This is a genomic window from Butyrivibrio sp. WCE2006 (genome assembly GCF_000701985.1).
GTDB lineage: Bacteria > Bacillota > Clostridia > Lachnospirales > Lachnospiraceae > Butyrivibrio.
Map to the genome: position 1 here is coordinate 131,018 of NZ_JNKH01000004.1, position 16,136 is coordinate 147,153.

At 40.9% G+C, this 16,136-nt stretch carries 8 protein-coding genes and 1 tRNA gene; 6 read left to right on the forward strand and 3 right to left on the reverse strand.

Annotated elements, in window-relative coordinates; all coding sequences use genetic code 11:
* Positions 1-36: 36 nt before the first annotated feature.
* Complete coding sequence (locus T501_RS04740; RefSeq protein WP_044913613.1) at positions 37-2,082, reverse strand: methyl-accepting chemotaxis protein; 2,046 nt, start codon at positions 2,080-2,082, stop codon at positions 37-39.
* 234 nt (positions 2,083-2,316) lie between these two features.
* A complete protein-coding gene (locus T501_RS04745) occupies positions 2,317-3,954 on the reverse strand; it encodes an alpha-amylase family glycosyl hydrolase (protein ID WP_044913614.1) in 1,638 nt (545 codons plus the stop codon).
* Between the two features lie 143 nt (positions 3,955-4,097).
* Between T501_RS04745 and T501_RS04750 the strand changes: the two genes are divergently transcribed.
* Together T501_RS04750 and T501_RS04755 are read left to right on the forward strand one after the other, a co-directional pair.
* Positions 4,098-4,169: transfer RNA gene (locus tag T501_RS04750), tRNA-Trp, on the forward strand.
* 316 nt (positions 4,170-4,485) lie between these two features.
* Positions 4,486-8,778, forward strand: a complete 4,293-nt coding sequence (locus T501_RS04755; RefSeq protein ID WP_044913615.1) for an endo-1,4-beta-xylanase — start codon at positions 4,486-4,488, stop codon at positions 8,776-8,778.
* Between the two features lie 209 nt (positions 8,779-8,987).
* Here T501_RS04755 and T501_RS04760 read toward each other — a convergent pair whose 3' ends face one another.
* Positions 8,988-9,536 (reverse strand): VanZ family protein, encoded by a 549-nt coding sequence (locus T501_RS04760; protein ID WP_050008138.1) that lies wholly within the window; start codon positions 9,534-9,536, stop codon positions 8,988-8,990.
* Positions 9,537-9,755: 219 nt separating this feature from the next.
* Here T501_RS04760 and T501_RS04765 point away from each other — a divergent pair, with 219 nt between their 5' ends.
* From T501_RS04765 to T501_RS04780, 4 genes are all read left to right on the forward strand, one after another.
* Positions 9,756-10,223, forward strand: coding sequence for a hypothetical protein (locus T501_RS04765; protein WP_044913616.1), 468 nt, complete (start codon positions 9,756-9,758; stop codon positions 10,221-10,223).
* Positions 10,224-10,248: 25 nt separating this feature from the next.
* Positions 10,249-10,839 (forward strand): TetR/AcrR family transcriptional regulator, encoded by a 591-nt coding sequence (locus T501_RS04770; protein ID WP_044913617.1) that lies wholly within the window; start codon positions 10,249-10,251, stop codon positions 10,837-10,839.
* A 53-nt stretch (positions 10,840-10,892) separates the two neighbouring features.
* Entirely contained in the window at positions 10,893-14,768 is a 3,876-nt protein-coding gene (locus tag T501_RS04775; RefSeq protein ID WP_044913618.1) for a phosphoribosylformylglycinamidine synthase, read from the forward strand.
* Positions 14,769-14,870: 102 nt separating this feature from the next.
* On the forward strand, positions 14,871-16,076 hold the full coding sequence (locus T501_RS04780) for a carbamoyl phosphate synthase small subunit (RefSeq protein WP_026509697.1): 1,206 nt from the start codon (positions 14,871-14,873) through the stop codon (positions 16,074-16,076).
* The last annotated feature ends 60 nt before the right edge of the window (positions 16,077-16,136 follow it).

The following is a 16,136-nucleotide window of genomic DNA, read 5'->3' on the forward strand; positions in this document are numbered from 1 at the left end:
ATGCAGTATGTACGTTGCATTGAAGTCTTTTTTATCTTATTTGAAGAAGTCTATATCTGCGCTAAGCTTCTCGGAAATTTGCTTAAGTTTGTCAGCAGATCCTGCAAGAGTAGTAACTGTTGCAGAAAGCTCCTGCATGGAGGCTCCGGTTTCTTCTGAGGATGCAGCATTCTCTTCAGATATGGCTGATAGTGCACTCATGGTATCAACAACAGCATTTTTGGAGTTATCACAGGTCTCAGCGCCATTTGATATGAGTTTAACTCCGCTAACCGTATTACTGATATCTTCGAGCATTCCGTTAACGGCAGCAAGAGTTTCACCAAGCGCTATCTGCTGGTCATTGTTGCCCTGCTTGACATCTGCGGCGGCTGCTACTGCAGCATTAGATTGCGAAAGAAGCTGTTCCATCTCAAGCTTTATGTCATCTGCCATCTGCTTGGAATCTTCAGCAAGCTTTCCGATTTCTTCAGCTACAACAGCAAATCCTTTTCCTGCTTCGCCGGCTCTTGCAGCCTCGATAGACGCATTAAGGGATAGAAGGTTGGTTTGGGTTGCAATGGATGTAATACCTTCAACTTTTTCGCTGATAGTATTAACAGCATCCTTCGTAGCCTGGATTGTTTGTGAAATATCGTCGATTTTTGTTGTCATCTCAGTTGAAGAGTTCTGCAGAGAACGCAACGAATTACTGGATATTTCGGAAGCTTCCTTCATTTTGCCTGCGATATCTGAAAGATCATCTGAGGATGTCCGAACATCAGCTATAGCTTCTCCGATTCTGCCAACATTTTCAGTAGCGGATTGTATCTCATCAGCCTGCTGTGTAGCACCGGAAGCAATCTCCTGAACAGCATTTGAAACATCCTCCGCTGTCTGAGAAATCTGGTTAGCGGTATCAGCAAGGTCTACTGATGAACCATTGACTGCAACTGCAGATTCTTTGATACTTGTTACAATTTTGCCAAGTACACTCAAAACTGAATTTGTATTTCCTATCATCTCACCAAATTCATCCTTGCGATTTGTGTACTTGTTAATTGTAAGGAACTGACCATCTGCAAGATGATGAAGGGCTGCATTTACTTCTTGCATAGGACCGGTGAAGGATTTCGCCATGGCAAATGACATAAATATAGCAATAATTGTCATGATAACAGCTATGATGATTACTACTATTGCACTTCTGTATGCGGACGACATTACAGCATCATAATTAGAAGAAACGATTACAACCCAGTTTGTCAGTGGATCTTTGTAATAAGAAACGATCTGTTTTTCACTTCCCTTATCATCGGAAATATATGTTCCTTCACCATTCTGACTGGCTAATGTGAAGAATTTTCTATCACTTCTGTTATCTTCAGGATCGTCCGGACCTATTTCGTAGTCAGAGTGTGCAATGACTATTCCTTTTGAGTCTGTTATAAACGCGCGCTGAGACTGCTCGATATTATTTTTAAGCAGACTATGAAGAGTTGATAGATCATAACTTCTCTGAGCTGTGCCTATAGGAGTTTTGTAATCGTCATCATAAACAGGAACTACAGGAATTATTATTCGGCTGCCTGTTGCTTTGGATATAACCATATCGGAGATAACTGACTGACCTGCAATAGCACTCTTAAAATAGTCTCTGTCGCTGATGTTGGAGAGAGCTCCATCACCTGTTCTTGCAAGCTGATCACCGGTTGATGCAGTAATAACTATGCTATTGCCATCGTTATATGGGACGTTGAGATTATCCAAAAATGAAATCATTCTGGCTTTGTCTTCATCCGTGAGGGCGTCAGCTTTTTTCACAAATTCAATCGTGTACGGAGAGCTTGCTGCAGACTCAAGAGTTCTTAGCTGCTGATAAAGATTATCAGAGAATGCGCTGGCAACAATTTCTGCCTGCTTAACATTAATGGTCTCAGCATCAGTTTTGGCTTTTTCTATCGAATTTAGAAAGCTGATCGTTATAGATATTAATAGTGGGATAACAACTATTAATACCATGGACAGAATAAGCTTGAATTTCACCCCTTGAGTAGTTTTTACATTGCTTTTGGTTTCGGTTAGAACAGTATTATTATCCATATTACCTCCTAATAATAACGATTATACGTATAACAAAAGAGTTAATAAATAATGTAACCTTATGACGCAATTAACATTTGCATGATTATTTATTATACTTCCTAAATAGTATAAATTTATTATATAAAGAGGTATTTAATAAAGAATTAAGGCTTTCTTTATTTATTCGTGTAAAGAAGTCGCCAGATGAACATAATTGCATGTTCATCTGGCGACAACCGCGTTGTATTTGACTTAGTTAGACATCGTAATAACAGCAATTCCCCCTGCAGGTAAAATCAGCTTATCACCTTCAAGCGTGGCTTCATCAGTTCCCGTTGAAAGGGTAGCAGAGAGGGTTCTGAAACCTTCAGTGGCATCATCCTTACCAAGATCAATCTCTATAGATTCATCTCCATTGTTTAGCGCAAGGAGTACCTTGGAATCTTTGATAGTATCATCCAGTTTATCTGAGGCATCTTTGATCCACAGAACATTCCTGTCTCCTGAAAGACTTTCAATCAGACTGCATTTTCCTCTTGCAATTGCAGGAAAAGTGTTCCTTAGACTAATTGCCTTTTTATAATAATTATAGATAGAATCAGGGTCATCTTTCTGATCTTCCAATGATCCGTAAGGCATTTCAAACTTATCCATATTGGCAGGACCCTTGGTCATTCCGGTTGAACCTTCAGAAGCCCATTGCATGGGAGCACGCTTGTTTTCATCCTGACCTGAACCCTTCATGCCAAGCTCTTCACCATAATATATGAAGGCATTACCGCTCATCAAAAGATTGAGTGCACCTGAGAGCTTAATGCTGTTCTTTGCATTTTTGCCTGTATAATAACCTGCACTTCTTGCCATGTCATGGTTTGTGTAAAAGGGCGCATTAACATAGTTCTCATTGTAAGAAGAGTAAAGCTCATCCTCATCAATCTGTGACTGAACATATCTTATGGGAGTCATCTTGCCCTTGGCACATTTTGCAATTAAACCTTCACTTCCTGAAAAATCAAAGTCGAAGAGAGAATCGATACCGCTTGCATAATACTTTGAATAACTGCTGGATGAAGTCCATGCTTCACCAACAATATAAGCGTCAGGATTTATATCTTTAACTGCCTTAACGAAAGTGCCAAGTTCCTTAGTGCTTTCACCGATATTCTCGGTTGTAAACGAGGTGACAGCATCCATTCTAAAGCCGTCGCAACCAAGATCCAGCCAGAATTTTGCGTAATCAGCAAACTCCTTCTGAACAGAAGTATTATCGAGATTAAGGTCAGGCATCTCTGACCAGAACTGGCATTCATAGTAATAGTCTGTGCCTTCAAGCTTGTTATAGCCCTTATCTGCTTTATCAGTAAAATGATAATAATCTATATAAGGGCAATCCTGTGGATTCGGAGCTTCTCCCGAAGGCAGGTTCTGAAGATATTTTTTTGCCTCCAAAAACCATGGGTGAGAAGATGAAGTGTGATTCATAACAGTATCATTTATCACGCGTATTCCACGCTTATGGGCTTCCTCCACAAGCTTCTTATAATCATCGAGGGTTCCATATTCCGGATCCACATTTAAATAATCTGTAACATCATACTTATGATAAGTTGTTGATGGACAAATAGGCATTAACCAGATCTCATTACATCCAAGATCATCGGTGGTTGATGGATCACCATCGTTTATGTAATCAAGCTTTTCGGTCACACCATTAAGGTCACCAATACCATCGCCGTCACTGTCATAAAATGAATATACAAAAATTTCATAGGTTGTTCTGTAAAAATCATCGATCACAGGAATCTCCGGTGCCTTTTTACTAGCGCATCCGGAAAGCGCAGTGCACATAAAAAGACTTGCAAGAATGCAGGAAATAATTTTGTTTTTCATGACTCCTCCTCAGCTATAAATAATTTTTAGTTGAATCAATTTTACAATCAATTTTACTATTTGAAAAAATTAAAAAAAACTGTTTACAACATTTTTTCGCTATGCTATAATCTTTTTCGTTGGCGACAGAAAACGTCAAGGATAGGGGAATCATACAATGGCTAGTATTGCGGTCTCCAAAACCGTTCATGCGGGTTCGAATCCTGCTTCCCCTGCTAGCTATAGACTCGATATCAATTGATATCGAGTCTTTTTTTTCTACTAATTTCCTGTTAGATTTCCATATTCTTAAATTTATTTTCCTATTTACATGCAAGAAGTCGTAAGATAAAACGCTTGCATACAATATTCTTTAGTAAAATCCAGCCGTGTTTAAAAAAATAACAAGAATTTATTGGCAAAAAGTGATAAAAAGTCAGCATCTTTTGATAAGCGTACCGTCAAAATTTACAGAATAATTAGAAGTGCAACTGTGTGCAAATTGGGGAATTGCACAATAACACTTTATTTTTAAGGAGGTTTAGGAAAGGTATGCACAAAAAGAAGTTGGGGTTGTCATCGTTACTTATGGCAGGAATGCTGACTGTTTCAACTGTCGGAACTGGTACGCTGCAAGCTTATGCAGCTGAGGAAGTACCGGCAGTTGAAGGAGCAGCTGAAGCAGAGAATGCTGATTCAACTGAACAGGGGAAAGAAGGTGAAGAAGCAGGAACTGCTGAGAATGCAAAATCGGAAGCTGAACAGGCGTCTGAGAAAACTGAGCCAAATGGGGAAACAGGTTCAGAAGATGAAAAAGCAAAAGAAGAATCTACAGAAAAGCCAGAAGAAAAAACTGGAGAAGAATCTGCAGAAAAAGCTGTAGAAGAATCTGCAGAAAAAACCGGAGAAAAATCAGCGGAAGAAGCAGAACAAAAGTCTGAAGAAAAGCCTGTGGAAGAAGCTGCAGAAAAGGTTGAAGAAAAAACAGTGGAAGAAGTTGCAGAAAAGCCTTCAGATGAGCAGGAAGCAGCGCAGGAAGAAAAAGCACCTGAAGTAACAGAGGATAAACAGGGCAAGGAGTCAGAGGAAACAGCTCCTGTAACCGAAAGTGAAACTGGTGAAAAGGCTGACAATGCTGAGAATGAAGCAGAAGTAAAAGAGTATGAAGTAAGTGAGAATGCTCCGGAATTTCATGGTAGGTGGAACAGTAGCAATACAACAAAGGGCAGAATAGAATTTGAGAAGCAGTATGATGAGTTTGTTTATGATTTAGGAGAATCTATTCCTGCTGAACAATTCAAGAAAATCACCATCAAAGTAAAAGATCAGGGTGGTAAGGTGGCTCTTAAACTGTACGATGATGGAATGAAGGAGATATTTGTAGATTATAACGCTACAGGAAAAGATGAATATGTTGTTTCAACCAATATCGAGGAATCAGTAAGATGTCTTGGAATAATGTCAATGGATGACACGGCGTATGGAATAACTGTTGATGAGATCATTGTTGATAAAGAAGAGGCTGAAGCTGACAAATTTGAGCAGACACTTAGCTTCAAAGGTGATGACCTTAAGTTCGTTGAAAGCTGGGGCGATACTGCTGTAGAAGGCACAGAACTTGAATTTGAGCAGGCATGGCGCGAGTACAGACTTGATCTTGGAAAGACAATTCCCGGAGGAGATGTAAAGTCAGTAACCTTTAAGTTTACCGAGCCTACCAAGACTCTTGGCCTTAAGGTATATGGTGGTTTTGATGAAGATGGCAAGCACAAGGAACTAAAGGCTGACTATGGCAAAAGTGGAAAGACAAGCTACACTATGTATCCCGGTGTATCTAAAGATGTTGATGCGGTAGCTATTATGGCTATGAATGAGCAGACTTATCCATTTACCTGCAATGTTGAGGAGATTCAGGTGGTAATCGATACAACTCCCGCAGAATTAAGGCCTCAAGCTGGAGTTGAGGATGAAATAGTTGATCTTCGTGATCCGGTTACAGCTCTTTTAGGCGATGACTTTATCATTGGTACAGCAGCAAGCTATGATGAGTTTGGCGACGAGCTTGATATGCAGCTTGCTTACAAGCACTTTAACGGTGTAACACTTGGTAATGAGCTTAAGCCTGATGCAATGATTAAGAAAGGTGCAGAGATTACAACAGTTGAGCTTAATGGAGAATATGTTCCATTCCCTGTACTTGATTATTCAACTCCGGAAAGCCGTCTTGATAAATTTGTAGAATGGAATGAGAAGAATCCTGATAAGCAGATAAAAATCAGAGGTCATGTACTTGTATGGCACTCACAGACACCTGAATTCTTTTTCCATGAAGACTATGATGAAAGCAAGGCTTTGGTAACTCCTGAAGTTATGAACAAACGTCTGGAGATCTATATTAGAAGCGTTGCAGAGCATTTCACAGCAGAAGGAAGTAAATATGCCGGAATGTTCTATGGCTGGGACGTTGTAAATGAAGCTGTAAGTGATGGAACAGGTACTTATAGAAACGGTAGTGAGAACTCATCCTGGTGGAGAGTATATAATTCTCCTGAATTTATACAGAATGCGTTCGTGTATGCTAATAGATACATGCCTGCCGATATAAGGCTTTTCTACAATGACTATAATGAAACTGTTTCAAGTAAAGTTGGCGGTATATGTGAACTTCTCAGAGCAGTTAAAGCTACTCCCGGAGCCAGAATTGATGGTATGGGTATGCAGGCTCATTATCAGATAGATGCAGCGCAGCCTTCTGTTTCACAGATTAAGGATGCAGCTAAGAGATATGCTGAGATAGTTGATGAAGTTCAGATAACAGAGCTTGACTTTAAGGGTGCATCAAGTGCAACTGATTCAAGACTTGCACAGAGATATAAAGATGTATATGACACAATCAGAAGACTTAGAGATGAAGGCGTTAACTTCACCGGAATGACAATCTGGGGAATTACAGATAAACATTCATGGTTACAGACTGCCAATAACAATGGTGGCGGCTCAAATGGAAATGCAAAGCAGTATCCGCTTCTTTTTGATGATTACTACAAGGCTAAGGATTGCTTCTATGTAATCGCAAATGCAGGTGAGCTTGAACCTGAGATAAAGAATATCACATTGGTTCAGAAGCTTAGTGACGATTTTGCAGCAGGAGAGACCTACGAATTTGGTAAGGGAGACAGCAAAGCTACATTCGTTCCGATGTGGAATGATGGAGAAATTGATGTAAAGGTAACAGTTGCAGATGCTACAGTTGATGAAAATGACAGCTTTACAATTTTCGCAGATGACGGATCAGAAATTAAACCTGTAACAGTTAATCGTACAGATGCTGAAAGTACTGAAAACGGTTATGAAAAGGTAGTTGCTATCGATGTTAATGCAGAGGCACTTTCTTCAAATAAGGTAAAAATGGATGTTATCTTCACTGATGGTGATCAGACTTTTGCATTTGGAGATACAACACTGAAGCAGAGTGAGTCCGGCAAGTACTTTGCAACTACACTGGTTAAGCCTCTTTTCGTAGTAAATAAAGGTACTGTTGTAGTAGATGGTGATCCTACAGATGATGCATGGGCTAACGCTAAAGATGTGCAGCTCACAATTGATACAGGTGTAAAATCAAGGGCAAGCGCTAAGATCCTTTGGGATAATGAGAATCTCTATGTTCTTGCCAAGGTGACAGATTCAGATCTGAACAAAGATAATAGTAATGCATGGGAGCAGGATTCAGTTGAATTCTTCATTGATGAGAATAATGGCAAGACCAATTCTTATCAGGAGGATGATAAGCAGTACAGAATAAACTATGAGAACACACCGAGCTTTAATGGTACAAAGTGTGTCGTTGACAATGTAAACTCTGCAGCTGCTGCAACAGCTGATGGATATGTGATTGAGGCTGCATTCAAGTGGACAGATATTGAGCCTGCAAATGGAACAAAGGTTGGATTTGATCTTCAGCTTAATGATGCAGACAGCACTGGAAGCAGAATAGGAACACTCAACTGGGCAGATAATTCAGGACAGGGTTATGCATCTACAGCAGGATTTGGAACTATACTTCTTACAGAAGATGTTGCTGAAGTAGACAAGCCTGAGACACTAGGTGAAGATGAGCCTGAAACTCCTAAGGAAGATAAGCCTGAAACACCAAAGGAAGACAAGCCTGCAACACCCAAGGATAACAAGCCTGTAACACCCAAGGATAACAAGCCTGTAACTCCTAAGAATAACAACCAGGGAAATAACGCTCAGAAAAATAATAACAGTAATGGTAACGGAGTAGCAAAGACAGATAAAAATACAAAACCTGCACCTGCTGTTAAGTCAGTGTTAATTGAGACAAATGTTCCTGAGGGAAAAACTTTTGTCTACAATGGTAATGAGCAGACTGGTGTTACAGAGGGAGAAGGATTCACTCTTACCGGTAATAAAGCAGTAAATGCAGGTACATATACAGCAACTGCAACATTAAAGGATGGTTATTCCTGGAGTGATGGCAGCAAGGATGCAAAGACAATTTCATGGACAATCAAAAAGGCTGAGAATACTGTTTCCTTAAAGGGAAAGACAATCAAAGTAAAACAGTCTAAGGTTAAAAAGAAAACCCTCAAGTATTCAGCAAGTAAAGCAGTAAATGTTGATGCTGCACAGGGAGATGTTACTTACGAGAAGATAAGTGGTAATAAGAAAATCAAGGTTAATTCCAAAACCGGAAAGATAACTGTCAAGAAGGGTCTTAAGAAGGGAACCTATAAAGTAAAGGTTAAGATAACGACAGCAGGAAATGAGAACTATGAGGCTCATGAAGAGGAAGTTCTTTTCAAGGTTAAGGTAAATAAATAATCACCTTACTTATTTCAAAGTAATTTATATTAGCTGATATTACAGCCCACAGTACTAATTGCAGGGGCGTATAGCACAAGAAATGAAAAGAGGGACTTTGTACAAAAATGGTACAAAGTCCCTTTTCAAAACTGATCAGGCAATAATGAAACACCGGTTAATTGGTATGCCGATTTTTAGCCATATTATCAACATGCCGGTTTGTCGGATTATCGCTTCTTCTTTTTGTTTTTTTCAAGTGCAAGGGGCCTGAATATGGTCATTCGCCCGGTCCAGCCAAGAATCCTCGTTATTATAATTCCTACAAAAGCTCCGCTGCTGTCGATAATGACATCGCGTCTTTGAGGAGTTCTGCCTGCGATAAAAGACTGGTGGTACTCATCAAGTGCCGCGTAGCCAACGCAGATAAGCCCCGCAATAATTACAAGAGGAAATCCCCTTAGTCCATATACATATAATGGGAAGGCAACAGTTATTGCCAGCAGAAGATACTCTGAAAAGTGCGCAAGCTTTCTTATATAAAACTGATATGTGGTGCTAAGCTCTGAAATATGTGACTGTGACCATCCCCTGTCCAGCATCTCATTTGTCATGGTGAGAACTTCAACTCCGACTTTGTAGCTTAGCTGTGAGCTTGTATCTGCATCCTGTCCCGAAAAGTTGAAGATAAGGCACATCATTACTATAGCCGGTAAGAAAGACATGGGCTTTAATACAAATCGTAAAGTTTGCTTTATATATAGAAGAAAATATTTCATTTTAAATCTCCGTTTTCATAATTATTTTGTTTTAAATCTGAACAGATCACTTGGAAAAGTTTCCTACTAACCTGCTATGTACAAATCTTTTAGCAACAAGTATAACCCAAAAACAATTATTGAACAAATTGCCATCTATACATTTTTCTTTCTTATGTTATAATTCTTTGAGATAAGTTCCGTAAATTTAGACGTTATGTGAAGGCGAGGGGCTAGCATATGTTTGAAGGAAAAGATGGCGAAAACAGTGTAGAAGATATCATCTCAAGATATAAGGATGATGTTGCAAGTCTTGTACCGTATATGACCTGGCTTAAGGAACATACCAAGCAGCAGGTCGCTGAGAGCTATTCCAACAGTGATTTAAAAAAATCAATGCCATTTCCTGTATATGATTCCAATTTGCTCAGTTTTGTAAAGCAGGCTCAGCAGACCAAGATGATGAACCGTAATTATACCTATGTTTATACCAGGAATCATATTGCGAATTACAAGGATGAGCTTTTGTTTATAAATGATGCTGAGATCACTGATATGGATGATCTTGCAGGAATTCTTTCGAAGTATATACTTGAAGGTCAGACTAAAGGAACTGTTTGGGCAGAGGGTGTTTACACCGGAGTACTGTACCAGCTTGTATATAAGATGGATGATCTGATTCATTTTTGGGGAACAATGTCTTATTAATTAAGTATTTTCAGGAGTGTTTTGAATGAGTGAGAAATCTACTCAGAAAAGAAAATACATTCTGGAAAAAGCCCGTGAGGTTTTTGCAGATAAGGGATTTAAGGATGTCACCATGAAGGATATCGTGGAAGCTTGTGATATCAGTCGTGGAGGGCTTTATCTTTATTTTTCATCTACAGAAGAAATCTTTCTGGCGATATTATCTGAATTGTCGGATGATGAAGACGATGATTCTATTTCACAGGCATTTGATAATGATATGGCAGCAGCAGATATGCTTGCTCTTTTCTTAAAAGAGCAGAAAAAGGAAATTCTTCGAAAGAAGAATAGCCTTGTATTAGCTTCCTATGAATATTTTTCTACTGTTGAAGTTACACCTTCTGATAATCCTCTTCGCAAGCAGTTCGATGCAGGTGTTCAGATTGTTCAGACATTAATTGAAAATGGTGTTAGACAGGGAGAATTTCTCTGCGCTGATCCGTACGGATGTGCCCGCAACCTTATGTATGTGGTTGAGGGTCTAAAAGTATCCGCAAAAACTATTGGTGTTAGCGAGGCCGCGGTTGACCGCGAATTGCTATATATATTGGAGGGCTTAGTGCCGATTGATAATTAATGCTTCAAGATTTTTTTCTTGGAGCATTTTATATTACTTTTTAGGAGGAATTTATGAGCAAAGTCAGACGAGTGTATGTTGAGAAAAAGGCACCCTATGCAGGAAAGGCGAAGGAACTCAGAAAAGAGATCAAGAGCTATCTTGGAATTAACAGTGTGTCTAAGGTGAGAGAGTTTATCCGCTATGATGTGGAGAACATCTCAGATGAGGTTTTTGATAAAGCTTGTACCACAGTTTTTTCAGAGCCACCGGTTGATATTTTATACCATGAAACGATTGAAATTCCCGAAGGTGCGTGCATTTTTAGCGTAGAAGCACTCCCCGGACAATTTGATCAGAGAGCTGACTCTGCTGTTCAGTGTGTACGTTTTATAAAGGGCGATGAAGAGCCTGTTATCAGAACTGCTGTTACATATATGCTCATGGGTGATATTACAGAAGATGAGCTTAAGAAAATAGAAGAGTACGTAATGAACCCGGTTGATTCAAGAATTGCAGATGAAGAAAAGCCCGAGACTCTTGTTGACAACTTCGACGAGCCCGAGGATGTAAAGATTCTTGATGGATTTAAGGATATGGCAGAGGACGAGCTTAAAAAGCTTTACGAGTCATTTGGACTTGCCATGACATTTAATGACTTTAAGTGGATTCAGCAGTACTTCCATGATGATGAAAAGCGCGATCCTTCAATGACTGAGATCCGCGTTCTCGATACATACTGGTCTGACCATTGCCGTCATACAACCTTTGGAACAGAGCTTAAGAATGTAAGCTTCAGAGAGGGCTTCTATCAGGCTCCCATCAAGGCTTCTTATGATAAATATTTAAGCGCAAGAGAAGATATCTATGCTGATCCCAAGAAGCGCGAAGAGAAGTTCATTTCACTTATGGACATCGCTCTTATGGGTATGAAAAAGCTTAAGAAAGACGGAAAACTCACAGATATGGAAGAGTCTGAAGAGAACAATGCCTGCACAGTTGTTGTTCCTGTAGACGTTGATTATGGCAACGGCCCTGTTACAGAGAACTGGCTTGTATTTTTCAAAAACGAGACTCACAACCATCCTACAGAGATTGAGCCCTTCGGTGGTGCTGCAACCTGCCTTGGCGGTGCTATAAGAGATCCACTTTCAGGCAGAGGATATGTATATCAGGCTATGCGTGTAACAGGTGCGGCAGATCCTACAGTTCCTGTTGCTGACACACTTAAAGGAAAGCTTTCACAGAAGAAGCTTGTAAGAGGCGCTGCTTCAGGTTACTCAAGCTATGGTAACCAGATCGGACTTGCAACAGGCTATGTTAAGGAAGTTTATCATCCTGATTATGCTGCAAAGCGTATGGAAATCGGTGCAGTTATGGGTGCTGCTCCTCAGGAGCATGTTATCAGAGAGAGCTCAGATCCCGGAGATATCATAGTACTCCTTGGCGGACGTACAGGACGTGACGGCTGCGGCGGTGCGACAGGTTCTTCCAAGGCTCACACAGCTGATTCAATCCTTACCTGCGGAGCTGAGGTTCAGAAGGGTAATGCGCCTACAGAGCGTAAATTGCAGAGACTTTTCAGAAGACCTGAGGTTTCAGAGCTTATTAAAAAGTGTAACGACTTTGGTGCCGGCGGTGTTTCAGTTGCCATTGGTGAGCTTGCAGATGGTCTTGACGTAGATCTTGATAAGGTACCCAAGAAGTATGCTGGACTTGATGGAACAGAGCTTGCTATCTCTGAATCACAGGAGAGAATGGCAGTTGTAGTAGATCCTTCACAGGTAGATAAGTTCCTTGAGTATGCTGCTGAAGAAAACCTTGAGGCAGTTAAGGTTGCTGTAGTAACAGAGGAGCCCAGACTTGTCCTTAAGTGGAGAGGTAAGAAGATTGTAGATATCAAGCGCTCATTCCTTGATACAAACGGCGCACATCAGGAGACAGAGGTAGAGGTACTTATTCCTGAAAAAGATGATAACTACTTCAATAAATATGCAAGCGAAGGCGTTGCAAAGGCTTTCGAAACAAATGATGTAAAGAAGGCATGGCTTTCACTTATGGAAGACCTCAATGTATGTTCACAAAAAGGTCTTGTTGAGATGTTTGACTCATCAATCGGTGCAGGCACTGTAACAATGCCTTACGGTGGAAAATACCAGCTCACAGAGACACAGGCTATGGTTGCAAAGCTTCCTGTTCTCGGTGGTAAAACAGATACAGTAACCATGATGGCTTATGGCTTTGATCCTTATCTTTCATCCTGGAGCCCTTATCACGGAGCTGCTTATGCTGTTACAGAATCAATCGCAAGAATAGTTGCAACAGGTGGTGATTATAAAAAGCTTCACCTCACATTCCAGGAGTACTTCCAGAGAATGACAGCTGATAAGACCAGATGGAGTCAGCCTTTCACAGCACTTCTTGGTTCCTTTGAGGCACAGATGAGATATGGTATCGCTTCAATCGGCGGTAAGGATTCAATGTCCGGTTCATTCTTCTACGAGGGTGATGAAAAGAGAGCATCAGGCGAGATCAATGTACCTCCGACACTTGTTTCCTTTGCAGTTGATGTAGCTGAGGGCAAGGATGTTATCACACCTGAGCTTAAGGCAACCGGAGATTACCTCATTGAGCTTCCTATCGACAAGGATGAGTATGACCTTCCTGATTATGAAAAGGTAATGGCCCGTTATGATGAAATTCATGACCTTATGCAGAAGGGCTATGTGAAGGCAGCTTATGCTATTGACTGCTATGGTGTTGCTGCAGCTATCAGCCGCATGGCATTCGGTAACGGATTTGGCGTTAAGATTGCTGGCTGCGTAAAGCATGAAGATCTTTTCACAAACAGAATCGGCAATATCCTTCTTGAGGTTCCTGCTGACAAGGCCGGAGATGTACTTGCACTTAGAGAAGCAAGAGAGATCGGATGTGTTACTGACGATGGTAAGTTCACAGTCGGCGATGTAGTTATAGATGAGGCAGAGGCTCTTGAAAACTGGAAGAGCAAGCTTGAGAAGGTATTCCCTTCAGTAGCACCTGTTTCAGAAGAAGATACAGAGAGCGCAGATAAGAAGAGCATCTTTGAAGATGGCGCTCTGACAAAAGAATATAAGGCTTCGGAGATTTATGTTTGCAAGAATAAGACAGCAAAGCCTACAGTATTTATTCCTGTATTCCCCGGAAGTAACTGTGAGTACGATTCAGCACAGGCTTTTGAGAGAGCAGGCGCAAACACAATTGTTAAGATATTCAGAAACAGAAATGCACAGGACATTGTTGAGTCAGTTGCTGAATTCAAAAAGTCTATCGAACAGGCACAGATCATCATGTTCCCCGGTGGATTTTCAGCCGGTGATGAACCTGACGGAAGTGCGAAGTTCTTTGCAACAGCTTTCCAGAATGAGAGCATCAAGGAAGCTGTAAATGAACTTCTCCAGAAGAGAGATGGTCTTGCACTTGGTATTTGTAACGGTTTCCAGGCTATGATCAAGCTCGGACTTGTTCCTAACGGAGAAATCACAGGTCAGACACCTGAGAGTCCGACACTTACTTTCAACACTATTGGCCGTCATATTTCAACAATGGCATACCTTAAGGTTGTAAGTAACAAGTCACCCTGGATGCAGGGCGCACAGCTTGGAGGAACATATGTAAATCCTGCTTCTCATGGTGAAGGAAGATTTGTAGCACCCACAGATGTACTTAAGAACTTATTTGAGAACGGCCAGATTGCTACACAGTATTGCGATCCTAACGGAGAGGTACATCTTGACAATCTCTGGAACATAAATGGTTCCTACATGGCAGTTGAGGGTATTACATCACCCGATGGCAGATGTCTTGGAAAAATGTGCCATTCAGAGAGAAGAGGCGATGGCGTTGCTGTAAATATCTTCGGTGAGCAGGATATGAAGATATTTGAAAGTGGTGTGAAGTACTTTGAATAATAAGCATTTCCATGCGCAAGCTCGAATGCATGCTTGCATGCAAAGGAGAGCTTGCAAATGGAAAGGCAACATACATTTATCTATTATTTTCAGGAGGAGCGAATGAAAGCATTTTTGATTTTGGAGGATGGCACCGTTTTCAAGGGAAATGCCATAGGCGCCAAAAAGGAAGTGATTAGCGAGATAGTTTTTAATACTTCCATGGCGGGGTATACCGAGGTGTTTACGGATCCATCTTATGCTGGACAGGCAGTTTGCATGACATATCCACTGATCGGTAATTACGGAGTGTGCAGGGACGATATGGAGTCCGAGCGCATATGGCTTGATGGTGTGATTGTCAGAGAGCTGTCAGATGTGGCATCAAATTTCCGTTGCGACATGACAATCCAGGAATTTCTTGAGGAATATGAGATCCCCGGAATAGAAGGAATAGATACCCGTAAGCTCGTTCGTATTCTTCGCGAAAAGGGAACCATGAACGGTATGATCACAACTAATGAGAATTACAATGTTGATGAGATAATACCAAAGCTCAAGGCATATACTACAGGCAAGGTTGTTGAAAAAGTTTCCTGCAAGGAAAAGAAGGAAATAACAGGTAGTAAGGATCTTGCTGAAAATGGACCTCTTTCCGGAAGTGCAGTATTTAATAAAGATGATTTTGAGGCTTCCCTCAAAGGAGACCTCTCAAAGAGAGAAAAGCGTCCCAGCCTCGTTAAGGAATTAAATGGCAAAGGGTTAAAGGTTGCCCTTTTGGATGTTGGAGCAAAGGATAATATTGCAGCATCTCTTGCAGCAAGAGGTTGTGATGTTACGGTTTATCCTTACAATACAACAGCAGAGGAGATACTTGAGGGTAATCCGGACGGCATAATGCTGAGTAATGGCCCCGGGGATCCAAAGGAATGTACAGGGGTTATTGAGGAGATCAAGAAGCTCTATGCATCAGATGTGCCGATTTTTGCTATATGTCTCGGACATCAGCTGATGGCCCTTGCAACAGGCGCTGATACTTACAAGATGAAATATGGCCACCGCGGTGGTAATCATCCGGTTAAGGATCTGGAGACCGGAAGAGTTTATATTTCTTCTCAGAACCACGGCTATGTGGTAGATACCGATAAGCTTGATCCGCAGGTTGCGGTTCCTGCATTTGTTAATGTAAATGATGGAACAAATGAAGGCCTTAAATATGTGGGCAAAAACATATTCACAGTGCAGTTTCATCCTGAGGCATGCTGTGGTCCACAGGACAGCGGATACCTCTTTGACCGCTTTATAGGTATGATGTGTGCGAAGCAATAAGCCATGCGTTCGTCAGATTTTAAAGCATCAGGAAAAACAACGAAGTAAAGCATAGGAAGG

Bases quoted from the DNA above. Each gene is read 5' to 3' on its own strand.
- T501_RS04745 (WP_044913614.1), bottom strand. From the start codon at position 3,954: ATGAAAAACAAAATTATTTCCTGCATTCTTGCAAGTCTTTTTATGTGC.
- T501_RS04755 (WP_044913615.1), top strand. From the start codon at position 4,486: ATGCACAAAAAGAAGTTGGGGTTGTCATCGTTACTTATGGCAGGAATG.
- T501_RS04760 (WP_050008138.1), bottom strand. From the start codon at position 9,536: ATGAAATATTTTCTTCTATATATAAAGCAAACTTTACGATTTGTATTA.
- T501_RS04770 (WP_044913617.1), top strand. From the start codon at position 10,249: ATGAGTGAGAAATCTACTCAGAAAAGAAAATACATTCTGGAAAAAGCC.
- T501_RS04775 (WP_044913618.1), top strand. From the start codon at position 10,893: ATGAGCAAAGTCAGACGAGTGTATGTTGAGAAAAAGGCACCCTATGCA.
- T501_RS04780 (WP_026509697.1), top strand. From the start codon at position 14,871: ATGAAAGCATTTTTGATTTTGGAGGATGGCACCGTTTTCAAGGGAAAT.
- T501_RS04765 (WP_044913616.1), top strand. From the start codon at position 9,756: ATGTTTGAAGGAAAAGATGGCGAAAACAGTGTAGAAGATATCATCTCA.
- T501_RS04740 (WP_044913613.1), bottom strand. From the start codon at position 2,082: ATGGATAATAATACTGTTCTAACCGAAACCAAAAGCAATGTAAAAACT.